The 24989-nt window shown below is 37.8% G+C and carries 22 protein-coding genes; 3 read left to right on the top strand and 19 right to left on the bottom strand.

Annotated features, from left to right (window positions below):
- Positions 1–200: 200 nt before the first annotated feature.
- Positions 201–1580, top strand: a complete 1380-nt coding sequence (locus E7274_RS07275) for a helix-turn-helix transcriptional regulator (protein ID WP_304174890.1) — start codon at positions 201–203, stop codon at positions 1578–1580.
- 48 nt (positions 1581–1628) lie between these two features.
- Here E7274_RS07275 and E7274_RS07270 read toward each other — a convergent pair whose 3' ends face one another.
- From E7274_RS07270 to E7274_RS07230, 9 genes are all read right to left on the bottom strand, one after another.
- Entirely contained in the window at positions 1629–3848 is a 2220-nt protein-coding gene (locus E7274_RS07270; protein WP_304174889.1) for an EAL domain-containing protein, read from the bottom strand.
- A 316-nt stretch (positions 3849–4164) separates the two neighbouring features.
- A complete protein-coding gene (locus E7274_RS07265) occupies positions 4165–4314 on the bottom strand; it encodes a hypothetical protein (RefSeq protein WP_167541192.1) in 150 nt (49 codons plus the stop codon).
- 275 nt (positions 4315–4589) lie between these two features.
- Positions 4590–4820, bottom strand: coding sequence for a DUF6465 family protein (locus E7274_RS07260; RefSeq protein WP_304174887.1), 231 nt, complete (start codon positions 4818–4820; stop codon positions 4590–4592).
- Positions 4821–4945: 125 nt separating this feature from the next.
- Positions 4946–5341 carry a hypothetical protein gene (locus tag E7274_RS07255; RefSeq protein ID WP_304174886.1) on the bottom strand — a complete coding sequence of 132 codons (396 nt, stop codon included), beginning with the start codon at positions 5339–5341 and terminating at the stop codon, positions 4946–4948.
- A gap of 69 nt (positions 5342–5410) precedes the next feature.
- Positions 5411–5953 (bottom strand): hypothetical protein, encoded by a 543-nt coding sequence (locus tag E7274_RS07250; RefSeq protein ID WP_304174884.1) that lies wholly within the window; start codon positions 5951–5953, stop codon positions 5411–5413.
- A 3-nt stretch (positions 5954–5956) separates the two neighbouring features.
- The gene (locus E7274_RS07245) at positions 5957–6790 is read right to left on the bottom strand and encodes a metal ABC transporter permease (RefSeq protein ID WP_097076695.1); all 834 of its coding nucleotides are present in this window, start codon (positions 6788–6790) and stop codon (positions 5957–5959) included.
- Complete coding sequence (locus E7274_RS07240; protein WP_304174882.1) at positions 6784–7428, bottom strand: metal ABC transporter ATP-binding protein; 645 nt, start codon at positions 7426–7428, stop codon at positions 6784–6786. Before E7274_RS07240 ends, E7274_RS07245 begins: the two co-directional genes overlap by 7 nt.
- An 8-nt stretch (positions 7429–7436) precedes the next feature.
- Positions 7437–8447, bottom strand: a complete 1011-nt coding sequence (locus tag E7274_RS07235) for a metal ABC transporter substrate-binding protein (protein WP_304174881.1) — start codon at positions 8445–8447, stop codon at positions 7437–7439.
- Between the two features lie 116 nt (positions 8448–8563).
- Positions 8564–8872: a hypothetical protein gene (locus E7274_RS07230; protein ID WP_304174879.1), complete on the bottom strand. Its 309-nt coding sequence runs from the start codon at positions 8870–8872 to the stop codon at positions 8564–8566.
- A 267-nt stretch (positions 8873–9139) separates the two neighbouring features.
- On the opposite strand from E7274_RS07230, the gene E7274_RS07225 reads away from it, so the two are divergent.
- Positions 9140–9712 (top strand): cytidylate kinase-like family protein, encoded by a 573-nt coding sequence (locus E7274_RS07225; RefSeq protein ID WP_304174878.1) that lies wholly within the window; start codon positions 9140–9142, stop codon positions 9710–9712.
- 83 nt (positions 9713–9795) lie between these two features.
- Here the strand turns inward: E7274_RS07225 and E7274_RS07220 are convergent, their stop codons facing one another.
- From E7274_RS07220 to E7274_RS07190, 7 genes are all read right to left on the bottom strand, one after another.
- Positions 9796–11202 carry a M15 family metallopeptidase gene (locus E7274_RS07220; protein WP_304174876.1) on the bottom strand — a complete coding sequence of 469 codons (1407 nt, stop codon included), beginning with the start codon at positions 11200–11202 and terminating at the stop codon, positions 9796–9798.
- A gap of 91 nt (positions 11203–11293) precedes the next feature.
- Positions 11294–12463, bottom strand: coding sequence for a MalY/PatB family protein (locus tag E7274_RS07215; protein WP_304174875.1), 1170 nt, complete (start codon positions 12461–12463; stop codon positions 11294–11296).
- A 47-nt stretch (positions 12464–12510) separates the two neighbouring features.
- The gene (locus E7274_RS07210; RefSeq protein ID WP_304174873.1) at positions 12511–13395 is read right to left on the bottom strand and encodes a DUF3737 family protein; all 885 of its coding nucleotides are present in this window, start codon (positions 13393–13395) and stop codon (positions 12511–12513) included.
- Between the two features lie 118 nt (positions 13396–13513).
- Positions 13514–15139, bottom strand: coding sequence for an Mbeg1-like protein (locus E7274_RS07205; protein WP_304174871.1), 1626 nt, complete (start codon positions 15137–15139; stop codon positions 13514–13516).
- A gap of 105 nt (positions 15140–15244) precedes the next feature.
- Positions 15245–17221 carry a beta-galactosidase gene (locus E7274_RS07200; protein WP_304174870.1) on the bottom strand — a complete coding sequence of 659 codons (1977 nt, stop codon included), beginning with the start codon at positions 17219–17221 and terminating at the stop codon, positions 15245–15247.
- A 94-nt stretch (positions 17222–17315) separates the two neighbouring features.
- Positions 17316–19697, bottom strand: a complete 2382-nt coding sequence (locus E7274_RS07195; protein ID WP_304174868.1) for a ribonucleoside triphosphate reductase — start codon at positions 19695–19697, stop codon at positions 17316–17318.
- A gap of 283 nt (positions 19698–19980) precedes the next feature.
- Positions 19981–20934: a tetratricopeptide repeat protein gene (locus E7274_RS07190; RefSeq protein ID WP_304174867.1), complete on the bottom strand. Its 954-nt coding sequence runs from the start codon at positions 20932–20934 to the stop codon at positions 19981–19983.
- A gap of 124 nt (positions 20935–21058) precedes the next feature.
- Here E7274_RS07190 and E7274_RS07185 point away from each other — a divergent pair, with 124 nt between their 5' ends.
- Positions 21059–22333 carry an HlyC/CorC family transporter gene (locus tag E7274_RS07185; RefSeq protein WP_304174865.1) on the top strand — a complete coding sequence of 425 codons (1275 nt, stop codon included), beginning with the start codon at positions 21059–21061 and terminating at the stop codon, positions 22331–22333.
- Here E7274_RS07185 and E7274_RS07180 read toward each other — a convergent pair.
- The 3 genes from E7274_RS07180 to E7274_RS07170 all read right to left on the bottom strand — a co-directional run bounded on the left by E7274_RS07180 (position 22296) and on the right by E7274_RS07170 (position 24707).
- Positions 22296–22943 carry a hypothetical protein gene (locus E7274_RS07180; protein ID WP_304174864.1) on the bottom strand — a complete coding sequence of 216 codons (648 nt, stop codon included), beginning with the start codon at positions 22941–22943 and terminating at the stop codon, positions 22296–22298. The two genes, E7274_RS07185 and E7274_RS07180, sit on opposite strands and share 38 nt — an antisense overlap.
- A gap of 199 nt (positions 22944–23142) precedes the next feature.
- On the bottom strand, positions 23143–23664 hold the full coding sequence (locus E7274_RS07175; RefSeq protein ID WP_304174862.1) for a peptidylprolyl isomerase: 522 nt from the start codon (positions 23662–23664) through the stop codon (positions 23143–23145).
- A gap of 182 nt (positions 23665–23846) precedes the next feature.
- Complete coding sequence (locus tag E7274_RS07170; RefSeq protein WP_304174861.1) at positions 23847–24707, bottom strand: Mrp/NBP35 family ATP-binding protein; 861 nt, start codon at positions 24705–24707, stop codon at positions 23847–23849.
- Positions 24708–24989: the final 282 nt, after the last annotated feature.

Here is a 24989-nt window from a genome sequence, read left to right as displayed (position 1 = left end):
ACTGTCTTCTCCTTTCCATCTTTGCCTTGATGCAAAGATTTTGCTACGAATGAGTTGACTGTTAGCATAGATGGAATTAGTGAAAAAACTGCGAATAATCCGTGATTCTGGGGGATAGTTTTAGTATAGGAATCAGAACAAAAGCCCACAAATTCAATATTTCTTTACCTATCCCAATTGGAAAGTGCTAGAATTATTTCATGAGAAAAAAGATTGCATTTACAAGTATTTTAATAGGAATATTGTTCTTTTTGAACAGCTCACAGTACCTGTCCTGGTTCTATATTTTGGGCCAATGCAACGATGGAAATTATGTTGATTTTATTGGACAATTTTTAGGAAAGATTTTCCAGGCACTGGGTATTCTATTATTCTGCGGATACGCGTATTTCGTCAAGAAAAAACCATCTAAAATAATCGAATTTTCCATCCTTATTGCTGTCAATTTCCTGCTCACTGTTGTAACAATCATTCCCCAGTTCAGGGATGGTATTGTGGTAACAGGATTGCTGATGAATATAGCGATAGGTCTGCTATACGCATGGTATGTGGCAATAATAGTAGATATTATTGATAAAAATAACTATGGTCTCACCTTTGGTGCCGGTATAGCCCTAAGCTGTGTCTTTTCCTATATTCTTTACTTTTTCGACAAAGATTATAGCTTTATAACCAGTATACAATGCCTGTATTTATATGCATTGATAAGTATTGGCGTTACTGTCCTATATGTGCTGACCTTGTATTCTTACATAAACACAACCAGACTTGTGGAGCAATCTTCTACTTATAAAGTTGCCAGCCCATTTAGCAAAAATTACATTTTAATTATATTTTCTGCCCTACTGTTCGCAAGTATTGTTAACGGACTGGGATTTTTCCAACCTAGCAGCGATATCTCTTCCTTCCATATAAGTGTGGAGGCTATGAGGTTGTTTTACACACTAAGCTTGGTTATTGCAGGTATCCTTAATGATAAAAGCCGTGGGCTGGGATTCATCCTATGCCTTGTGGCATTATCTTTTGCATTCGCATTACCAATTATGCATGACAATACTACAGGTGTTTATGTGACTTGGGTGCTTGCTTATGTGTTTATTGGTTTCATCTCTGTATGTCGAACCGTAATCTTTTTAGATATTGCAAAGGAGAATGACAAGTACTATTTAGCTCCAATTGGTCTTTTTATAGGTCGCGCTGGCGAACCAATAGGCATGCAATTCAGGTTTGGGCTGGCAAACAACAATGCACTTTTGCTTGTTGTTATTTCCATTTTGTTTGCCGTAACAATCGTACTGTTTGCAATACCCTTCACACAGTTTTATGGAGTGAATACCCGTTCAGATGAAGAGATTGATTATCATGGAGTTTTTATTGACAGATATCAGCTATCCTCAAGGGAAGTACAGATTCTTGATGAATTACTATCTGGTAATGCTAACAAAGAAATTGCAGCAAATCTGTATATTACAGAATCAACAGTAAAGTTTCATGTAAAGAATCTAATGAAGAAGACCAACTGCAAAAACAGAAATGAACTTATAAAACTCTATAACACAGAAAATCGACTTAACAAGTAACACACCTTTCGGTGTAGTAATCTAACATTGAGACTAATCCAAATAAGGTTAGGTTTTATTATTTATGTCATCGAAATCTAATAATTCAAAATCAGTTACAGGCATAGGTTTATAAAAATAATATCCTTGCATTTGTTCGCAATCTATATTTAAAAGAAATTGAGCCTGTTCTTTGGTTTCGACACCTTCAGCAATAAAGTTGAATTTAAGCTGCAAAAGCATTTTGATTATATAGTTAATAATGATTTTGCTTTTTTCTTTGTTCTTCTCGTCCTTTAAAAAGATGTAATCTAGCTTTATTCCGTCAACAGGAACCTCTTTAAGCATATTTAATGAAGAATAGCCACTACCAAAATCATCCATTTCAACAATAAAACCATATTTTTGAAGGGCAGTAGTTGTTTTTAGTAGAAGCTCAGTATCTTCAACATATGCGCTTTCAGTAATTTCAATCCTTAGCTGCGACGGTGCGATATCATACTTTCGTATTAGATTGTTGAAATAGTCCGCAATGTTGTTATTTTTTTCAATGTCATAACGTGATAAGTTTACCGAAATGGAATGTTGGATACCTTTTTCATTCCATCTATGGAGGTCTTGACATACTTTATCCCATATTAAGCAATCTAAATCATAGATAAGCCCTGCTTGTTCCAACATAGGTATAAATATGCCAGGACTTATCCAGCCTAACTTTTCGTGCTTCCAACGGCACAATGCCTCGGCACCAACTATTTTGCCTGTCTTATAATTAACTTGTGGTTGGTACCATACTTGTATTTCATTATTCTTTACGGCTGTTGAAAAATGACCACAGATGTCGGCAACCATTTTACCTTTTTCCCATTGGTCAGTATTGTATATTTCATATCCCCCACCTGAGACAGAATTGTGAGCTTTCTTTTCTGCTAAATGGGCATAATCCAACATCTTATCAACATTAATATCTGAGTAATCATCACTTGTTAGAACGTATACACCACTGCATAACTGGACTGTATAGTCGATACCCTGATTTATATAATAGTTTTTTACAGGTTCAAATACAGTCTTTTCTTGATTGAAAAGATTATTGTCATCTGGAACTAGAGCTAAAACTGCAAAATGATCAGCCCCTATTCTTGCAACAGCTTCTTTTTCAGACAGGTAATTCATTGTTTTATCAGCCCAGAAAACTAAAAGTTCATCACCTGAATTCATACCCATTTTATCGTTTATAAATTTAAAGTTTTTAATATTGTTATAAGATATTAAATACGTTAAAGTTGGGTTCTCCCTTAATAGCGTTTTAACTTTTTTACGGAAACCATCAAGACTTAAGGTTCCAGTAAGAGCATCATACTCAATTAATTGGCGGATTTGCTCATCTTGCTCTTTTCTTATTGCATATTGTTTTGAAACGAAATGCAGAATAATAAAAACCAATAATAATCCAAATATAATGATTAGATTGCCATAGATATATAAGTAGTCAAAGAAATCATTTTTATACAGACGCCGAGATGTATAATCCAATATAATCGCCTGACGTTGATTATCATTAATCTTAGAAATGCCCAAATTAATCTGGTTTATTAGCTCCTGACTTTTGGGGGTATCAACAGCACCAACTCTAAAATCCATTGAGAACATTGTTGTTGGTTGAACTTCTAAATCTGAATATGATGGTTTTTGAAGCACATAACTCCATACATAAGAGTTGTAAAGTAATGCATCAACATCACCTTTTCGAAGAGCATTCACACAATCAGGCATAGTTTCATACAAAACAAGATTCATACTTGGATACAAAGTGTGAACAGTATCAGCAACACCTGCCATTGATTGTAGCATTCCAACCTTTATTTGTTCTAAAGATTGAATGTAACCGCTACTCAAAGTGACAAGCGTGAAAGGTGTTGTCATAAGATTATCTGATATGATTGAAGGTTGTCCTGAGGTACTTTTTATAGAACTGCCAAAAGGCATTACCAAATCATAATTAGGGTTGTCTAGTGCGTCTTTAAGTGATGATTCTTCTATGATCTTAAAATTTACATTATAACCAGCATTTTCTGCCGCAAGACTCATTAAATCAATTCCAATACCTACAATATTTTTAGACGAATCATCAGTATAAAAAAGAGGGCATCTATCTGAAGGTACACCAACTATTATGGTTTCCTTATCGGACAAATCTGTAGCCAAAACTGCCCCATTAAACATGGAAGCAATCATTAATGAAATAAGTAAAAGCACTATTATATTAATTTTTGGAAATGTCTTCATATTAAACCAACCCTTGTAAAATTAACATTATTTAATAAGTAGGTTTTACATGGTTCCAAACAATTCACCCACTATATACCGTATCTATATAAGTGTAGCAAATATTTATGAATACTTTGTTAATTACCAGGCTGATTAATTCGTCCAATGAAGAATTGAAGAAAAGATTGAAAGGTTTTCGGATATAATTACTGTTGAAAGAAAAAAGAGAGAATACTGCAAGCTTCGTCTTGCAGCATCCTCTTTATCTACATGCTGATATATAGGAACTAGATTCCCATATCTTACTCCCCAAATCCTTATATTAAACTAACTACTAGCTAGCCTTCTGTGCTGTCATAACTCCAACAATTTTAATAGTATTTCTCGCTACAAATACTGTCTTAACTCCCTTTTGCTGAAGCTCTTCAGCTCTCCTAAAAAGATCCTCTGGACCTGTGCATATAATGATTTCACCTATCGCCATTTCTCATGCCTCCCCTTGGCGTATTTTAATGATTGTTGTTTGCGCCACAGCGCAATTTGTTAACAACCGAACGTCTTTAATGATAGTATCAAATCCATTGTTTGTCCATTGCTGAAATGTGAACAAATTGTGAATTCTGCTTAATCGTTTTCACTAATTGATTTTTTATCTAACTCCTACCAGATTCAGCAAAAGCTGTAAATTTGAGATTATAATTAAGAAGAGCCTCTATCATTTTGTATGACAGAGGCTCATTTTTTTACAAACTGGAATTATTATAAATCTACAGAGCCAACACGGTCTGTATTGCCAACGTAGTAAATCTTATGTTCTTCTGGCTTAATATAAACATCAAGAGATTCAAGCTCAACACCCTTGTAGTCTTTCTTAAACTGAGCGGTTGCCTTCTTAACGCAATCTGCTTCAGAAAATTCAAGACCCTGATACTGGATAACTGATGTACTCTTAACGGTTTTCTTTGTAGTTGTTTTTTTAGTTGTTGCCATTTCTTTTAACCTCCCCAATATGGAATTGAAATAAGTTGATAAATTCTTCGTATGAAGCAATTATAGCCATTTGTCCAATAAAATGCAAAAAACCAGCATCTAGGTAATCCTAGTGCTGGTTATTTTTATAAGTTCATACCCGCATTTTTCTGACGAGCTTTTCTTTCTTTGATCATTTGCTTGTATTGAGCCAAGCTCATCATTTTCTTTGGGCGCTTTGTGTATTTGATTTTAAGTTCCTCTGGCTTGTACATCTTCATGATGCCAGTATATGTGATAAGTGTGCCGTCAGACTTTGTAACACATCGTCTGTTTATATGGATATGATAGTTTGAAACCGAACCGTTAATGATAAGCTCTGCAATACCCTTATCATCGCTGATTTCACCACTCTTAACCTTTGCCTGAAAGGTGTAAATATCCATAATCATGCTGGCTTTATCTTGAATTTTCTTTTGAGCCTCTTTTGCAGCCTGGATAGTCTCCTGGTCTGGGGCCTCTATCGTGAATCTATTACCCATTTCCTTATTCCTCAAAACTTCAGCCATTTTATCACAATTTAGCCACAATTTAAAGATGCACAATTGATTTTACTCCAATACAGAATTAAGTATAGTTATATACTGATATTCTCCTTCTGTGTATGTCGAAAAATCGCCAGAAATCGTGATTTCTTCACCATTTTCTGGATAATCTGAGTCTTCATACTGGCTTTCGTCAAGAACAAACTCTAGCCCCTGTGAACAACACTGTGTAGCATCCTGAACAATACATGCATAATATGTTTTGCCAGTTTCTGAATCCTGATACACATTGCAAACGCCATCCATTTTAATTGTTTTTCCTTCGTATTCTTCCGGCGCCATCATCATGTTGAAAACTTCTGAATAAACCATAGTTGACGAAAGTGCCGTTAAATCTAAATCAACACCTGGGTCTGCCTCAACAGTTTCATCTTCTAGCAGAAGCTCATTTTCTGATACTTCTGTATCTTCTGTTTCCACCTCTGGCTCTTCAATTACCTGTTCTTCTACAACCTCGTTTTCTTCAACTGTCGATGTATCTATAGCACCACAGCCAATAAACAACAAAGCCATCATTATCCCTAATAGTATATTTAATTTTCTATTCATAAATTATCCTTTAATCCTTCCAATTAAATAGCATACGCCAAAAAGGATGCAGTCCACTGCTACAATTGTGGAACCTACTGGTGTTCCTGCCAGTATAGAAATAATGATTCCTACAAGTGCACAAATCATTGATGATACTGCCGAAAAGATTGTCACACTTCTAAAGCTCTTTAAAATGCTCATAGCTGACAATGCCGGGAAAATTACCAAAGCAGATATAAGTAACGAGCCCACCAAATTCATTGCAAGCACAATTATTACAGCTATTACTGTGGCAATAAGCAGATTGTAAAGATTAACCTTTGTACCTACCGCATTAGCAAAATTCTCATCAAATGTCACAGCAAAAATCCTGTTGTAAAACAATATGAAAATCAAAATCACTATAACAGCAAGAATTCCACAAGCCCATACATCAGCCTTTGTAAGTGTAAGGATAGATGTTGAGCCAAAAAGTGTAGAACAAACATCTCCGGATATATTAGAAGATGTAGGGAACAGATTCATAATCAAGTAACCAAAAGCCAATGCGCCTACTGACAACATCGCTATTGCTGCATCTCCTTTGATTTTTGCATTCTGGCCTTTTCGTAGCAAAAGGATAGCAAACAAGATTGTCAGCGGAAGCACAATAATCATCTTGTTTGTAAGCTGAAGAACTGTTGCTATAGCAAGTGCGCCGAATGCTACGTGTGATAATCCATCTCCAATAAATGAATATCTTTTAAGAACAAGTGTAACTCCAAGAAGAGATGAACATAGGGCGATAAGCACGCCTACGATTAACGCATATCTTACGAATGGGAATCCCATATACAAAATAAGTTTATCTAACATGACATTCCCTCCATATCATTAACATTTAAAATACGAGTTGCGTAGTCTTTTACAGCAACCATGTCGTGACTAATCATGATAATTGTAAGCCCCTCATCGTTAAGCTGCTTTATAAGCTGATACATTTCCTCTGTAACAATAGGATCAAGACCAGCTACTGGCTCATCTAAAAGCAGTACTCGTTTTGTTGCACATAAAGCTCTAGCAAGAAGTACACGCTGTTGCTGCCCTCCCGAAAGCTCTCTATAGCATCTGTCCTTTAAATCTTCAATGCCCATTCTTTTAATATTTTCCATAGCTAAGGCTTTATGCTCCTTAGTATAGAAAAACTTTTTCTTTAGGCTATTCTGGCAACCTGAAAGAACAATCTCAAATACCGAAGCAGGGAAATCCCTTTGAACTACTGACTGCTGTGGTAAATAGCCGATTTCATTTTGAATAAGACCATCCCCAAACTCAATGCTACCGGAAATAGGACTTTGAAGTCCTAACATAGTCTTCATCATTGTGGACTTTCCTGAGCCATTCTCCCCGATAATGCAGAAGTAATCTCCTGCATTAATCTCGAAATTAATATCTGAAAGAACTGCCTGACCTTCATAGCCAACGCATAAATCCTTTGCTGTTAAAAGTGCCATATTGCCTCCTAATTTAGTCCCTGACTAAGTACATCCAAATTTCCTTCCATCACTGAAAGATATGTCACCCCTGCATTTACGTCATCCATAGTTGTGGACTGTAGCGAATCAAGGGTAAGAATCTGAGCATCCTTAGCTGCTGTGTTTTCAATAATAGTTTTAGCTATTTTTTGATCTGAGTTTTCTATCGTAAATACAGTATTAAGATTAAGCTCATCCACCTTTCCCGCAAGGAATGTGACAGTTTCAAAGCTTGCCTCTGTCTCTGCTGAGCAACCTACAAATGCCGCATAATAATCAAGACCATAATCATCTACTAGGTATCTAAATGGAAAACGATCTCCAAATAGAACTGTTTTTACTGAAGCTTCATCGATAGTAGCCTGATATTTTTCATCAAGCGCAGCAAGCTCCTCGATATAAGCTGCTGCATTGGCTGCATAAGTATCTGAGTTATCAGCATCTACTGTTGCGATAGCCTGTTCAATGGCATCCACAAGAACCTGCGCATTCTTCAAAGAAAGCCATACATGCTCATCGTACTCAACCTCTTCCTCTTCGCCTTCTTCCGCCTCTGTTTCTTCCTCTTCTGCCTGCATACCTTCAACTACTTCTTCCTCTTTAGCAGCTTCACCAAGAGATTCTAGAAGATTGACAACCTGCATGTCTTTATTGGTAGCCTCTGAAAGCGCATCTTCAACCCACTCGTCAGATTCGCCGCCCACATAAATAAACACATCACATGTAGCGATTTTCATAATGTCATCTGCTGTTGGCTGGTAATTATGAAGATCCACTCCATTGTCCAAGAGCATTGTTATATCCACATTATCATTGTCACCAACGATTTCTTTAACCCAATCGTATTCTGGGAAAATAGTAGTCACTACAGAAATCGTATTATCTGAATTTGTAGTATCTGCTGATGAATTATTGTCTGCGGTTGCACCACATCCTGTAAAAGCTGAAACTCCAAGTGTTGCAGCTGCAAGTAAAGAAATTATTTTATTAGTTTTCATTTTTATTATCTCCATTCTTAAAAAATTTTAGATTTCTATTTTTCTGATGAAAAACAAAAATCTATACCAAAACAGAACCTGCATTGTGTTAAATGCAGAGTGAAAGGAAGCATTTTTCAAGAATCCATTCTTACTTTTTGCGAAATCAATGTAGTCTGAACAGACTGGAATGAATAGCCCTGGCTAATATCTGTAAGTAATACAAAGGAAACAAGGGCTATTACAGCAACAGCTAAGCCTGTGCCAAGTGTCTTGAGAGAACGCTCGCACTGAACCATCATTGTACATACAGGACAGTGACTGCTGTCCTCACAATGATGCGAAGCATGCTCTGTAAGATAAATACTAGAAAAGAGCATCATAAATAGAGTAGCTGCAAGAGCTACTACAGCAATCATTCTGTTTTTATAATTGCTTTGTCTCATGATTTCTCCTTTTCAGCAGATTAGCTGACTCTAACTAAATATCACTGTCATGATACTTATATCCAGTTTCTTTGTCAATTTGCAAAACTCCACATTAAAAGGCCTAAATTAAAAGAAAAGTTTTGTTATTATTTCTTGACATATGAGTAGCTGTTCAAATTAAAGAATTAGTTGTTAGAATATTCACACAACTAGCAAAGTTTTATGATATTATACTAATAGGATTTTTTGAGCGAAAACTAGAATTTAATGAGAGGAGGCTCTTTTATGTACGACTACATAGCAATAGAACGTAAATATGGTAGTGGTGGTCATGAAATTGCTGATAAGCTTGCAAAGAAACTTGGATATCAGCTTTACGATCGAGGGGTTGTTGTAGAAACCTGTAAACGAATGGGACTTCCTTATGATCAGGTTTCTGGAATGGACGAACAGACTCCGGTAAAAGCTCTTTTTAAGGCTTCAGGAACTGACAACACTTCCATGGAAGAAAAAATCTATAATACCGAAGTAGAAATCATTAAAGAAGCTGCTGAAAAACCTGGTTGTATTTTTGTAGGTCGTTGTGCCAGCGAAATACTAAAAGACAAAAAATGTTTAAAGGTCTTCATTACTGCAGACACAGCATTTCGTATGAAACGTGCAATTAGTGTTGAAAATATCGAAGCAGATAAAGCTGAAGATGTTATGAAGCGTTTTGACAAAAAGCGAGAAAAATTCTTCACGACACACTCTGGATATAAATGGGGTTCTTTGGACTATTTTGATTTAATCCTTAATTCCGACAAACTAGGTGTAGATGCATGTGTGGCAATTCTCGAAACGCTGGCAAAGCTTTAACCCTCGTAAACACAAATTGTCTATATAATATCTACTTTAATTAAATCGAGCCCGAGATTATTCCTCGGGCTCGTTATTTTTTATTAGAATTCCCCACCAAGATTTTCAAGTGTATCAATTACAACCGTACAATCTGGTTTTACATTTTGCATTACTACCTTCATTTGATTTTCAGGTATTGCTACACACCCACCGGTATATGGCTTACTAGGGCCCATGCAATGTAGAAATATTGCAGAGCCAAGACCAGGTACACCTGCTTCATTATAGCTTATATTTAAACAATATTGATATTGACGGGTATATTCAATTAAGTGTTCGCTATTATCTGTATCCAAATTTGGATATTGATTAATATTAACCATTTTGTTGTATTGCATTCCAGGGTTAACATCACCAGACCAGTACAGTTCATCACTAACCTGTATATAAGGTATGGCACATCCTGGATCAGAAGCTATACCAAAGGCAGCATTAAAGCTATAAGTTCCAACCGGAGTCTTACCATCACCCTCTATAGTCTTGCCAAGACCATTTTTTCCTATATATCCAGGGGTGCTCATAACCAAGTGCCATTTGCCATCTACCCCTTTTTCATTTAAAGTTACCCATGCCGTTGTTCCTTCATAATTTGCAACAACAAGCATCTGTGTAGATGTTCCTGCCTGTGGTAGCTTTGAAATCCACTCAGGAGAATCTCCCAGCATTGTTGTAGTCGATGCAGTATCCCCATTGGTATTTGCAGATGAAATCACAGATTTTGTTGTAACTGGAAATGTGAAGTATGTATCCTTATATGGCTCATCCTTTAGTGTAAAATGCCACCATTCTTCTTCTAATGGCTGAAAGCCATGACGAAGCATGACATCTCTTAAGAGCATTCTGTTTGCATATTGCTCCTCAGTAATACCGGTATAATCCGGATGACTAAGTTCACCAAAATAATCAAAAGTTCCACCCATGTCTACTTCTTTTTCTGTAGTCATGTCGAAAAGAGTCAAATCTACAGTGCTGCCTCTACTATGACCTGAGTGTTCAGCAATATATCCCTGAGGAAATAATACAGATTTATCCAACTCTGGATAAAAATATTGCTTCATACGAACATCATTCTCATCTAAAGCCCAATTCATAAATTTGGTAACAGCCATCTGTGGGCGATATGCATCATATATTTTTAGCCTATAGCCCTTTTGTACCAACTCATCACTGGCTCCCTTCAGTGCAATTGCCGCTTCTTTCGTGAGGAGTGCTACTGGCTCTTCGTATCCGGCTATTCTATCTCCAACAAAATTATATGTGGAATAGTATCTAATTTCCTGAATCGCATCAGGCACAACATCACTTAGCAATACAAAGTCTGAAGAATCAGAAGATAACTTTACATCATTAGTTTCAGCACTAACCTCTAGCATATTATAATTAAATATACTAGCCAAAAGTGCCATAGTCATTAGCACACTTGTAAAACTTCTAACTATTTTTTTCAAAACGACCTCCTTTATATTGTTAACCTTTTTAGTAATAAAATATTACTCCAAAAACTTTAACAATAGTGGAATGTCGCAGAAAGTTCATACTTTAGTTTTTTAAAAATAATTCCACACCTTTTTTCAGACGTGCCAATCCATCTTCGAGTGTCGCTTTTGTACAAGCTACATTCATGCGCAAAAAGCTGCCACCTGTACCTCCATAAGCAGTACCTGCAGACAAATATAATCCTGTTTCTTTTCTAATGAACGCAGCTAGCTTATCGCTGGAAATATTTAAAGTTGAAACATCAATCCACAAAAGATATGTGGCATCTCCACGTACCACATGAAGCTGTGGAATGTTGGCATCCACATAATCCTCCACGATACGTCTGTTTTCAAAAAGATACTCTCTTAGTTCATCAAGCCACTGCTCACCCTTTGTAAATGCGGCAACTGCTGCATGTGCCGCAAAAACATTTGGCTCAGCAACTTCGTCAGTATTGATTCCTCTCCATACCTTATGTCGAAGAAACTTGTTTGGAACAAAAATAGCTGCAGTCTGAATTCCAGGAATGCTAAAAGTCTTTGTAGGTGCGATGCAAGTGATGCTGATATCCTTACATGTTTCTGACACCGAAGCAAATGGTACATACTCCTTGCCTGGTGCTGTCAAGTCACAGTGGATTTCATCTGAAACTACAATTACACCATGCTTCTTTGCTAGCTCTCCCACCTTGGCCAAATCTTCCTTCGACCAGATTTTGCTGACTGGATTGTGTGGATTGCAAAGTACCATAAGACTAGCCTGTGGATCAGACATTTTCTTTTCAAGATCCTCAAAATCCATTGAATACACACCGTTTTCATACTTCAACGGATTTTCAAGGACTCTACATCCATTATTTACAATGCTATTAAAAAAGATATTGTAAACAGGTGTCTGGATAATAACCTTTTCATTTGGAGTAGTAAGCTTTCGTACTATTGATGATAGGGCTGGAATTACTCCTGTACAAAACATCAACCAGTCCTTTTCAATTTTAAGACCATGACGGCGGTCCCACCATGAAATATAAGCCTGATACCAGTCATCGTCTACATCAGTGTATCCAAATACACCGTGAGCAACGCGCTGTTGAAGCGCCTCTATTATTTCTGGGGCGGTCTGAAAGTCCATGTCCGCAACCCACATAGGTAGTTCATTTTCCTTCACGTCCCATTTCATGGAATCTGTACCACGTCTGTTTGTGTCTAAATCAAAATTATACTTTCCCATAATTGTCCTAAACCCTGTCATATTCAAAATCTTCGCTATGCTCGATTTTAAATATGAGCTCTCCACTCTACGACCTCTTCCTTTTTGCCTACTGCCTGGCATTTGATAATAGTCTTTTCAGGATCAACGAAATCCTTTTCTACAATCAAAGTCTCGATTTCAGGTGCTGAAATAGTACCGCTGATTGGGTTAAATACGCTATCAATCTTGTTTGTAATCTCTGCATCGATATTCTTTGCATACTCGAATGAAAGTGTAGTATTGATAAGCTTACAGTTTTTCATTGTAAGATTGTCGATGTAGCAAAGTCCCTGGAGACTCTCGATAGTACAATTTACAAATGTAAGATTCTTAGCATTCCATCCAAGGTACTCACCGCAGATGTATGAATCATATACAGTAACATTCTCTGTATTCCAGAATGCATCCTTTGAAAGGATAACTGAATTTCTGATAGTGATATTCTTGCCACCATCAAATGAATAGTTACCATCAAGTCTGAGATTATCAATTTCGATATTCTCAGAGTTCATAGCAAAGTAATGTCCCTTTGCTGTAACATCCTTAAGATTAATGTTCTTACACATCCAGAATGTTTCTTCTGCATTTGTAAGATCTACATTATTAAGTGTAACTCCATCACATCTTCTGAAATTCTTTGGAGCTGTGATAAGAGAATTCTTGATTTCGATATTGTTTGTGTACCATACACCAGAACGAGCCATCTCGAACCAGTTACAGTTTTCTACCTTTACATTGTTTGAATACCAAATTGGATACTTCCACTTAAACTGAGAGTGGTATACCTCTATATTTTTGCTTTCCTTTAATGGTGACTCACCCTCATCAAAGATAGAGTCGTAAATAACAGCATCCTCAGCTGCATAAAGGGCTCTCTCTCCTTTGAAAAATTCCTGTCTATACTCTTTCATATTACTATAACCTCCGAATTCATACTTATAATACTTCCTAAAGTTAACTTTAGGTCAAGGTATGTTTTCAATTTTATTCACGACATATATTCTAACATCTAAATTTGATTTTGTAAAATTAAATAGCACGCCTTGATGTTAAAATTCTGTTAAATATCATTATAAGATTGATAATTCCGTCGGTAAGTAACACAATTCCAAGAAATACCATATACCATCCCAAAGTATCCTTTGGCGCTACTAAAATGAAGCCTCCCAATATGATAAGTAGAGAAATTTCGGCAATAAGCTTTATCTTTTCCCCTCGTCTTTCCTTCTTTTCTGTTCTCTCGCAAAGATTTCTAAAAGCAATGGCATTGCGGTAGGCCCAAGCTAAAAATGATACGCCAATTACTGCACTACCTATCAAGAAAATGGCATCTTCTTTTACAAGTAGCATAGCGTATACACCAATCATCACAAGACATATATATACTCTTGCAGATTCTTCCTGCAGATTCCATTTTGCCTTGTATAGGTGCCTGATAGTAACCCCTACCTCAAATACGATTACTGCAAAAAGTCCTAAGCTGATGGCGGTTTGCAAAATATATTCTGGTATAAGGAATAGCACCACACTGCATAAGATCATACCTACATATGGAAGCCAATCCTTCTTTTTTATTTTTTCCTTAATCTTTTTAGCCTTCTTTTCATCAGGTGCTTTATCCAAAGCAGCTGTAATTGGCAGCTTCATAAAGGTCTTTACAGTCTCTTTATCAAGAGCTAAAAGCTCAATCATAATCTTTTCTATGGCAAAAGGCCCCTTCGCCACTACCTGACTGGTTGTTTTAATGCCTGCTTTGTCAATAGCATTAAATAGGTCGTTAACAAAGCTTGTTCGCTTAGTATTGTTAACACTTTCAATCCATTGATTGAGTACCTGATTTATAAATACACATCCTGGATCAAAGCTTTCGCTAATAAAAACATTTCCATGATCTACAGCCCAGGATGTAGGGTCATGCTGCATGACACCTTCGTTTGTGCTCTTTACAATTACCTGTGGGATATCATGCTCCTCAAACAGCTGTCCAAAGATGGAATACTCTGGAACATATCGGGTTGCTTTATCCTTTATCTTCGAAACACATGATTTATCGCATACTTCTGGGCAAAGTCCTGGCCCGTCATCTAAAAATACATGCTGAATCCACTTTTGATATTTATCATCGATGTGAGTAGATGCATATAGAGCAAGATTCGCCCCCTTGCTGTGACCTGCCACTATTACTTGGTGCTCTTCATCGAAGGATTCTTCCAGATAAGCTAAGGCTTTCTTCTGTGCCTCAGTTTCTGTGAAGCTTATCATAAAATCTTCCTTCCAGCCCGCCATGGTATCATCCGTGCCTCGATATGCTATGAATCTAATCTCATCTGTTAAATCAAAGGTCATGGCTGAAAACTGGGCTGATATTGATTCATCCAATACGTCCTCATGCTTAACTAAAAGCATTTCGCCATATCTTTTAGAATCAGCAGCTAAAGTAACAATTTCTTCTCTGCCATAGAATGTGCCCTGGATTCCAGTTCTTGCCATTACTTCATAGACAACATCCCTAAAAGCCCTAGGCTTATCAAGCTTTACATCCTCTAGTATCAGATATGCAAGCTTGCAAAGGATAAAATTGTCCACCTCTGTAAGTGGCTTTTCCTGAAATGAATAGTCTTTGTACCATTTTATATAATCAATTACGTTATCCATATTATGCTCCACAGATTATAAAAAAATAATAGTCACTATAAAAATAGTAACTATTACTTTTCCCAAATACAATAAAGCAAATATTAAATTTTTGAAAACTTTTTGTTACTGAAGGTTTTCATCATAATCCATATAAATTTCCTTATTCACTGGTGTGTAAACCATGTATGTTTCTTTACCATAGATAAGTGATGCTGGCACCTCCCATGGCTTGCCATAGTAATAACAGTCAGCCACCAACTTTCCATCTGCAATAATCTGTGCCACATCGAATTCCATATTAATAGAAACTAGTCCATCTGGACTATCCACAGATAGCTTTTTGCATTGCAACTCTTTTCCGCCACATACTGAAAACTCTTCTGGATAATCTAGCTCTGGAATATAAACACTGTCCTCAATCATAAGATTTGTGTGGCATATTTCCTTGTTTATTTTTCTTTCAACAAAGACTTTTCCATCCACTTTTCGCAAATATAACGCAACCTCCCATGGAATAGTGACTATAGTTAAATCTCCTACCTGGTTATGGCTTACATTGGTAGAATCATCCACCGCAATCACCTTTCCATCCACAGAATACTCAGGCTTTACCCCAGGCACTGCTGCAAAGAACAATGTATTATCATACTTGCACAGTAATTGAGCAGTAGCATATTCAATGTTGTGTTTTGCAAATGATAAATTGAAAGGCAGAATAAATGCCACATCCCCCTGCACATCAAACTGTGGGAACTTTACACTTCCAGTGTCTATCACTACATTCTTTACATCATTTAGCTTCAAGCTTCTCTGATGATGATTTATAAACACAAAACCACTGTGTCCATCAGTACGCATAGCATATCTTAGGCTATCTGCATCATCAGCTTCCACAAAAGTCTGACTTCCTACGTGCTCCATTGGTGCCAGAATATCACCAAAATCATTTATAAACATGTGAAGCAAATTGCATAGTTTGTATTGATCACGAACCTGGCCATACTGACCAATGCAAGTCATGAAATCGTAGTTCAAGATTGCATAATCATTAGGATATCCAGTAGCCTTGCTTTCATGTAATGTGGAAAGCGCACCAAGCTTGTTAGTGCCACCATGATACATGTAGTAACCTACCAGATTATTTCCACATCCTAGTTTTACCAGGCTAAGTGCATAGGCATCCATTGGGGCCACATATGGCCTACGTATATACGAAGTAGGAAGTCCACTACCCAGCTCACAAGTAGCAAATGGATAATCCTCATAAGGAAGTCTCCAGCCCTCGTCATCTGTTTCATTAATCAAATCTACACCTATGGCAGCATCATTTCTGATGGTATTAAATGTGAAGTGATGTGATGGAGGAAGCTGCTTTGTATGATCTAGCCATGGAGCATCCACATATCCACCAAACACTGGCAGAAATTCCTTTACTGGAAACTTTGCTCCGTACAATCTATCCCATCCTGTCACAGTCCAAATAGGCACATCAAAACCAATTGAAACAGCTATTTCCTTGAGCTTTCCTAAGTGTTCGCACTGATCTACAAGCTCATTTTCAATCTGAATACCTATAATAGGGCCACCGTCTTTGAAGAAAAGCCCCTGCACCTGCTCATAAATCTTTGAATACCAGCCTCTGACACATTCCAAATATCCAGCGTCATTCGTTCTCAGCTTGTAGCCCTTTTTCAAAAGCCAATCAGGGAAACCACCATTTCTAACCTCTCCATGGGCCCATGGCCCAATCCTTAGCATCACAGTGAGACCCAGTTTTTGGCACAGCTCTACAAAATATCGCAGATCTCTGTCTCCAGTAAAATCATACTGCCCTTCTATCTCCTCATGATATATCCAAAACACATAGAAAGCCACCGTTGTAATTCCACCAGCCTTCATCTTGGCCAGCTCCATCTCCCAGTCACTACGAGGATATCGCACAAAGTGAAACTCCCCCATTATTCCAATCCAAGGCTTACCATCCTTCTCAAGGTACAAGCTGTTGACCTGGTAACTTCTTCCATCTTCTCTAACCTGCCCCAAGTTGAGATGATTACGTTTTATCTCAGCCTTCTTGTACTCCTTAAACCCATATTCCATTTTCCTTCTCCCTAATATTTAAACTACTCCTATAATAACAAAAAAATACTCTTATGGCTTGCCATAAGAGTATTTTTCATTTTATAATCTTTGTTTAGTTTTCATCCACATACTTCTGGATGTTGCTTGCGTTAGCATAACGCTTAACATCATCGCCATTAACTACTACAAGAGTAGGCGCCTGCATAACGCCATATTTCTTTGTCATATCAACCTGTTCCTCAGCATCTACAAGGATGTAATCCTCATCCTCAAGGATCTCCTTCGCTCTAGCGCAGTTTGGACATGTTTTTGTAGTGAAGAGGTATTTAACACCTGTTGTAGGCTCCTCTGAAACTACCTCAAGGTTGATTTCAGGCTGTTCAGCCTTTGCTGCCTGCTTTTCTCCAGCACGGCGGCATATAGAACCTGCAATATCGTAAAGCTTACGGTTCTTGTATTCCTGAGCCTTTCCTTCGTTCCAGTTCTGTACTGGACGATAGTAACCAGTGATACGGCTGTAAACCTCTGCTGTCTTGCCACAGTGTGGGCATGTGTAGTGCTCACCAGCGATGTAGCCATGATCCTTACATACTGAGTATGTTGGAGACAATGTGTAGTATGGAAGCTTGTAGTTTTCAGCAATCTTACGTACAAGATTTGCTGCTGATTCCCATGTAGGAAGCTTCTCACCAATAAATGCATGGAATACTGTTCCAGATGTATAAAGTGTCTGGAGCTCATCCTGAACATCAAGAGCATCAAAGATGTCTGATGTGTACTCTACTGGCATGTGTGAGCTGTTTGTATAGAATGGTGTGTCGCCTTCTTTACCTGCTGTAATGATATCTGGAAACTGCTCTCTATCATGCTTTGCAAAGCGGTATGTTGTAGACTCAGCTGGTGTAGCCTCAAGGTTGTAAAGGTCGCCGTACATCTCCTGATAATCAGAAAGACGCTCACGCATGTGATTAAGGACATCCTTTGCAAACTCCTGTGTCTTCTTGCTAGTCATATCTGCACGAAGCCAGTTTGCATTAAGACCTACTTCGTTCATACCGATAAGACCGATTGTAGAGAAGTGGTTGTTGAAAGTTCCAAGGTATCTCTTTGTGTATGGGTATAATCCCTCATCAAGAAGCTTTGTGATAACGCCACGCTTAATCTTAAGTGAACGCGCGCTGATATCCATAAGCTTGTCTAATCTAGCATAGAAATCTGCCTCATCCTTTGCCTGGTATGCAATACGAGGAAGATTGATTGTAACTACACCTACAGAACCTGTGCTCTCGCCTGAACCAAAGAATCCACCTGACTTCTTGCGAAGCTCACGAAGATCAAGACGAAGACGGCAGCACATAGAACGAACATCGCTTGGCTCCATATCGGAATTGATGTAGTTGCTGAAGTATGGAGTACCATACTTTGCAGTCATTTCGAATAATAGTCTGTTGTTTTCTGTGTCAGACCAATCAAAATCACGAGTGATAGAATATGTAGGGATTGGATACTGGAATCCACGACCGTTAGCATCGCCTTCGATCATGATTTCAAGGAATGCCTTGTTAACCATGTCCATTTCCTTCTTGCAGTCCTTATACTTGAAATCCTGCTCTTTACCACCAACGATAGCTGGAAGCTCTGCCAAGTCGTTTGGTACTGTCCAATCAAGAGTGATATTTGAGAATGGTGCCTGTGTACCCCAACGTGATGGAGTGTTTACACCGTATATAAATGCCTCAAGGCACTTTTTAACTTCCTGATATGAAAGGTTATCAGCCTTAACAAATGGTGCAAGATATGTATCAAATGATGAGAATGCCTGAGCACCAGCCCACTCATTCTGCATGATACCAAGGAAGTTTACCATCTGGTTGCAAAGTACTGAAAGGTGCTTTGCTGGTGCAGATGTAATCTTTCCTGTGATTCCACCTAAGCCCTCCTGAATAAGCTGCTTAAGTGACCAACCTGCACAATAACCTGTAAGCATTGAAAGATCATGAATGTGGATATCTGCATTGCGGTGTGCCTGTGCAATTTCCTCATCATAAATCTCTGAAAGCCAGTAATTAGCTGTGATTGCACCAGAGTTCGAAAGAATAAGACCACCGACAGAATATGTAACTGTGGAATTCTCCTTAACTCTCCAGTCCTCAACCTTAACATAGCTATCTACAACGTTCTTGTAATCGAGAACTGTAGACTTCATGTTGCGCATCTTTTCGCGCTGTTTTCTGTAAAGAATATATGCCTTAGCAACATCTGTATATCCAGTCTGCTCAAGTACGTTTTCTACTGAGTCCTGAATATCCTCCACCGAGATCTTGCCTTCTTTAATTTTGTTCTGGAAATCAGCCGATACTCTAAGCGACAATAATCCGATAATATCGTCGTTGTATTCCTTTCCAGTAGCTTCAAAAGCCTTTGAAATCGCATTGTTAATTTTGCCTAAATTGAATTCTGCGACTTGTCCATCTCTTTTTACAACATCAAACAATTCTACTCACCAAATATTCCTTTCTCTAGTATCCTTATAATGTCAAAAAAAGGACTCCCCCTTCACCTTCTTTAAAGGCACTTTCGACTTGTTTATATGTTATCAAAATATAGGGTGATATTCAATTTAAAAAGACTAGATATTGTGTTTTTCGTCATAATTACCTAAATTGTTTCCAAGAATTTGATTATTTTCTAAGTAGAATCACGTTTCAACACACACAATATTTGGTATTTTAACACAAAATGGACACACCATATATAGTGTGCCCATTTTACCTATTTTATCTTGTCTCCAAGAATATTAACTCTTTTGATGCCGCTTCATCATTTGGATAGCTCTCAAGATATTGTGTCAACACATCCTTAGCTTCTGAGTATCTTTCCAGCTTTTCAAGTGCTGCAACCTGTCCCTTCATAAGTTCAGACATATTATCTATTGAATCCAGACTCAACCCTGCCTGATAGTATCCCAAGGCATTTTCATAATTGCCATTTGTCATCTCTATATCGCCTAGTGCCGCAAGTGCGCTGCTGGTAACCTCATCAGATGCAGCATACTCTTCCAGTAGAGTCTGTGCTGAATCATAGTCCCCAGCATCCTGATATAACTTTGCCAGATAAAGTTTTGCTTCTATTATATCTTTATCAACTGCTGCCTGTAGGTATTCCTGTGCCTCTGTGGTTTGGCCAAGCATATAGTATATTCTGCCCTTGTAGTATTTGCCATTGGCAGATTTATCAGATACATCCAAAGCGTTGTTTAAATAAACTAATCCCTGATCTGTGTAGCCTAAAGAATTAAGGTTTTCATAAATCTGTATATATAATAGGTAGTTCTTTTCATCGATTGCTACAGCAGCATCATAATCTGTGATAGCTTCTCCGATTTCACCCTCTGTAGCATAAATGCTTCCTCTGAGGAAATATGCTTCGTAATTATCTTCATCATATTTGATAAGGTAGGTATAAGTCTTTACTGCATCATCAAATGAACCTGCAGAAAACTGAGCCGCCGCTTTGTAATAGTTTATATCTATTTCCAAATCAGTAACCTTACCAATAGATTTAGCAAGAGCCTGGTCAAAAAGGGTGATGGCTTCTTCGTAGTTGCCTGCATCCATCTGTTCAATTCCCTGGTCTCTCAGGTCGATTTCAGACTGGCTATATTTACTACATCCTGCAAAGGATGCTGTCATTATTAAAGTTAGTAATACACATAGAATTTTTTTTCTCATAGCATTCATTTTAGCAAAGATGAACCCCTTTGGGTAGGTTATCCTTGCAACAACTTTTTACCAAATGTATAATTCTAGTTATTAACTGACGAAATAATATTTTGGGTAAAAGGAGCATACATTATTGGATACACACCTGTTAATTAGACTGATAATTCTCATATTGTTATTAGTCCTTTCCGCGTTCTTTTCATCGGCAGAAACGGCACTGACAACAGTAAATAAAATCAAACTGAAAACCATGGCAGACGATGGCAACAAAAAGGCTGCTAGAGTTTTAAATGTTGTAACCCGTCCTAAAAAAATGCTATCGGCAATATTAATAGGAAATAACATTGTGAACCTGTCAGCCTCTTCGATTGCAACAACCCTTGCAATAGACATATTTGGCAGCGTTGGAGCAGGAATCGCTACTGGTATTCTTACATTATTAATATTGATATTTGGAGAAATCACTCCAAAATCTATAGCAACCATCAATTCCACATCTCTAAGTCTTCTATTTGCACCTCTAATTAGTGGACTGATGTGGCTGCTCACACCAGTTATTATAATCATAAACTTCTTGGCCGGCCTCTGTATAAAACTTTTTGGAATCGATCCAGATTTCAAAGATGATACTATCACCGAGGATGAGCTCAGGATAATGGTAGATGCCAGCCATCAAAGCGGTGAAATTGAAGGTGATGAACGAACCATGATTCACAAGGTGTTCGACTTCTCCGATGCTTGCGCAAAGGAAGTTATGATTCCACGTATCGATATGACCATGGTTGATGCTGATATTTCTTACAATGATTTAATATCAGTATTCAAGGAAGACATGTTTACACGACTTCCCGTTTGCGAGCCAGACAGTGAAAAGATTATCGGCATAGTAAATATGAAGGATTTCCTTGGACTTGTGCCTGGTGAAGACTTCTCGGTAAGAAACTACCTTCGTGATGTTTACTTTACTTATGAAATGAAAAACGTATCTGATCTTTTTGATGAGATGCGAGAAGAATCTACAACAGTTTCCATAGTGTTGGATGAATACGGTGATTTATCCGGCATGATTACTATGGAAGATCTGTTGGAAGAAATTGTTGGCGAGATTCGTGATGAGTATGATGAGGACGAGGAAGACCCAATCGTACGCCTAAACGATAGAGAATACCAGGTTCTCGGTTCAATGAATCTGGAAGATTTATGCAATATAATTCCGCTTGGCTTTACAAGCGAGGACTATGATACCATCGGTGGATACATAGTTGGAGCCTTTGATCATTTTCCAAACGCCGGTGAAACCTACGTATCAGAAAATGGCACCATAGTACGTGTGCTTGCAGTTGATAAGAAGCGTATCACTAAGCTTAGAATCAAATTACCTTATCAAGATACTGCTCCACAAGCATAGTTACATTGATTATTAGACCCAGACTAGCTACAGTTTGAAAGATTACTTTCATTCTAAGTGCTGGTTTTAGGGTCTTTTTTTCTACGGCATCATTTCTTGCAAGTTTTCTGTCACGGAATTCCTCATCTACAACAACACATTCATAATCCAGAACAATGAACAAAACTACGCCAATTGTATTAACAACAATAAATATAAACAGGGTAATATTTAGTCTACTTCTGAAATATAACGCCAAATTTGCAATCATAAAAATTGTCTTTTCAATTATGTAGATAAGCCTGTTAGTATTTAAATGTTCTTGCAGTTTTTTTCTAGAAGTTATCCACAATTCCAATTGATCTCGAAAATACTCAATGGTATCTTTGGTGACTTTTCTCTCCTTGCTATGCGCCAAATACCCATTTAGACGTCTGATGGGTTCGCAATACAATGCTTTAGTCATAAATCTTAATCCGCTATTAGGATTCTGAAGGCTCATAGCCTTAAACAAGAGCCTTTGCAATGGTTTGCAGGACGTTGTATTCATGTAGCATTCTTGTAGCAAGCTCTCCCATGGCACCTTTCTTTCCATTAAATAAAGCATTCTATTGAAATACAACTGTTTCATACGAAAAGCCTTGTTGCTACTATGTTTATGGCAAATGGCTGCAAGTATAGAAATAGCCTCTACACCTATCCATAAGGCAAAACAAAGCCTTAAATTATTAAGTTCCATAAATATTATTGGGATATGAATGAAATAAATGAAAAAGCGACACGCAAAACGCGTGTCGCTATAATATCACGATTCTTTGAACAAATCAAGATTAATGTGTTTCCGGTTCTGGATACTCAACTCCGAAAGTCTCAACTGTAACCTTCTTCATCTTCTGCTCGTTAACAGGTCTGTCTGACCAGTCTGTCTCTGTCTCAGCGATTTTGTTAACAACATCCATGCCCTCGATAACCTTACCAAATGCAGCATAGTCGCCATCAAGATGTGGACTATTCTTGTGCATAATAAAGAACTGGCTGCCTGCTGAGTTTGGCATCATTGTACGAGCCATTGAAAGTACACCTGGCTCATGCTTTAAATCATTCTTAAAGCCATTGCTTGTAAATTCGCCATCGATAGAGTATCCTGGGCCACCCATACCTGTTCCGTCTGGATCTCCACCCTGAAGCATAAAGCCCTTGATGACTCTGTGGAAGATAACTCCATCGTAGAAGTTGTGGTTAATCAAGCTAATAAAGTTATTAACTGTGTTTGGAGCGATTTCAGGATAAAGCTCAGCCTTCATGATATCGCCATTTTCCATTTCAATTGTAACTACTGGATTCTGTGCCATAATTAATTCTCCTTTAAATAATGTAACTTCTTGCTGACAGAAAAATGAAATTGTCAGCAAGAATCCTGCTTTGCAGGACAAGAAAATAGATGAATCTATTTTCTTGGTATTTACGATTTCTGTTTTTCTGATGAAAAACAAAAATCTGTACTCCGCTAGTAACAAACTAGCTCATCTAAAATCTAGAGCTTCTCTAATACCTCTTGCGCCTTAACAAGGTAGTTATTCTGCATATCATAGATGCGTCCTGCATCTGCAGCTGTTGCGAAGGCTCTATCCAATGGCATCTTGCCAAGTACTGGAATATTAAGGCCTGCTGCCACTTCATCGATGTGGCTCTCACCGAAGATTTCGATTTTCTTTCCACAATCTGGGCAGGCAATATATGAATAGTTTTCAACAAGGCCAAGCACTGGAATGTGCATCATATCTGCCATGTTGTATGCCTTCTTAACAATCATCTGTACTAATTCCTGTGGACTTGTTACGATAACAATTCCGTCTACAGGAAGTGACTGGAAGCATGTAAGAGGAACATCACCTGTTCCAGGTGGCATATCTACGAATAAATAATCGATATCGCCCCACTGTGTGTCTGTCCAGAACTGCTTTACAACGCCTGCAATAACTGGACCTCTCCAGATAACTGGAGCTTCCTCATCCTCGAGCATAAGGTTGATAGACATGATTTTTGTTCCATCCTCTGCAACCTCTGGGAATGTACCATCATCGTTGGCCATTGCTGGGCCGTGTACACCAAACATCTTTGGAATAGATGGGCCTGTAATATCCGCATCAAGAATACCAACTTTGTAGCCTGCACGTGCCATTACTCCTGCAAGAGATGAAGTAACTAATGACTTACCAACTCCTCCCTTACCAGATACAACTCCGATAACATGCTTTATATTAGAATTCTTATTTTGTTGTTCTAAAAATGCTGTATTTCTAACACCCTTTTTTGCTGCCTCTGCAGAAGGACAGCCCTCACAAGAGCCTCTGCTACAAGAACTAGCTGAAGCACATGTTTCTTTCTCTGCCATTATTAGACCTCCTAATTTCTGTAATCCGTGAAACATTATATCATAAATACCTTAAATACCCTACAACTCATAGGTTTATTTAAGAAAACATTAATAAATATTCTCTCGTTGGTACGTGTACCAACTACCATCTTGACTTATCCACAATTTCCACAATCGATTTTTTTCAGTTGAGGATAACTTCTATTTTCCATGTTATTAACATATTTATCCACAAATTGCACTCAACTAAAATACCAACAAACGTTGATTTTATCAGCGATAACGTTTTAGTGATACACA

It is taken from the genome of Pseudobutyrivibrio ruminis (genome assembly GCF_015057245.1).
GTDB classification, from domain to species: Bacteria; Bacillota; Clostridia; order Lachnospirales; family Lachnospiraceae; genus Pseudobutyrivibrio; species Pseudobutyrivibrio ruminis_E.
Note: the sequence above shows the minus strand (reverse complement) of the source record. Positions and strands in the feature narration are given on the sequence as shown.

What these genes read in the sequence shown, in the direction of transcription:
- E7274_RS07275 (WP_304174890.1), top strand. Translation starts at nt 201, where the DNA reads ATGAGAAAAAAGATTGCATTTACAAGTATTTTAATAGGAATATTGTTC.
- E7274_RS07270 (WP_304174889.1), bottom strand. Translation starts at nt 3,848, where the DNA reads ATGAAGACATTTCCAAAAATTAATATAATAGTGCTTTTACTTATTTCA.
- E7274_RS07265 (WP_167541192.1), bottom strand. Translation starts at nt 4,314, where the DNA reads ATGGCGATAGGTGAAATCATTATATGCACAGGTCCAGAGGATCTTTTT.
- E7274_RS07260 (WP_304174887.1), bottom strand. Translation starts at nt 4,820, where the DNA reads ATGGCAACAACTAAAAAAACAACTACAAAGAAAACCGTTAAGAGTACA.
- E7274_RS07255 (WP_304174886.1), bottom strand. Translation starts at nt 5,341, where the DNA reads ATGGGTAATAGATTCACGATAGAGGCCCCAGACCAGGAGACTATCCAG.
- E7274_RS07250 (WP_304174884.1), bottom strand. Translation starts at nt 5,953, where the DNA reads ATGAATAGAAAATTAAATATACTATTAGGGATAATGATGGCTTTGTTG.
- E7274_RS07245 (WP_097076695.1), bottom strand. Translation starts at nt 6,790, where the DNA reads ATGTTAGATAAACTTATTTTGTATATGGGATTCCCATTCGTAAGATAT.
- E7274_RS07240 (WP_304174882.1), bottom strand. Translation starts at nt 7,428, where the DNA reads ATGGCACTTTTAACAGCAAAGGATTTATGCGTTGGCTATGAAGGTCAG.
- E7274_RS07235 (WP_304174881.1), bottom strand. Translation starts at nt 8,447, where the DNA reads ATGAAAACTAATAAAATAATTTCTTTACTTGCAGCTGCAACACTTGGA.
- E7274_RS07230 (WP_304174879.1), bottom strand. Translation starts at nt 8,872, where the DNA reads ATGAGACAAAGCAATTATAAAAACAGAATGATTGCTGTAGTAGCTCTT.
- E7274_RS07225 (WP_304174878.1), top strand. Translation starts at nt 9,140, where the DNA reads ATGTACGACTACATAGCAATAGAACGTAAATATGGTAGTGGTGGTCAT.
- E7274_RS07215 (WP_304174875.1), bottom strand. Translation starts at nt 12,463, where the DNA reads ATGGGAAAGTATAATTTTGATTTAGACACAAACAGACGTGGTACAGAT.
- E7274_RS07210 (WP_304174873.1), bottom strand. Translation starts at nt 13,395, where the DNA reads ATGAAAGAGTATAGACAGGAATTTTTCAAAGGAGAGAGAGCCCTTTAT.
- E7274_RS07205 (WP_304174871.1), bottom strand. Translation starts at nt 15,139, where the DNA reads ATGGATAACGTAATTGATTATATAAAATGGTACAAAGACTATTCATTT.
- E7274_RS07200 (WP_304174870.1), bottom strand. Translation starts at nt 17,221, where the DNA reads ATGGAATATGGGTTTAAGGAGTACAAGAAGGCTGAGATAAAACGTAAT.
- E7274_RS07190 (WP_304174867.1), bottom strand. Translation starts at nt 20,934, where the DNA reads ATGAGAAAAAAAATTCTATGTGTATTACTAACTTTAATAATGACAGCA.
- E7274_RS07180 (WP_304174864.1), bottom strand. Translation starts at nt 22,943, where the DNA reads ATGAAACAGTTGTATTTCAATAGAATGCTTTATTTAATGGAAAGAAAG.
- E7274_RS07175 (WP_304174862.1), bottom strand. Translation starts at nt 23,664, where the DNA reads ATGGCACAGAATCCAGTAGTTACAATTGAAATGGAAAATGGCGATATC.
- E7274_RS07170 (WP_304174861.1), bottom strand. Translation starts at nt 24,707, where the DNA reads ATGGCAGAGAAAGAAACATGTGCTTCAGCTAGTTCTTGTAGCAGAGGC.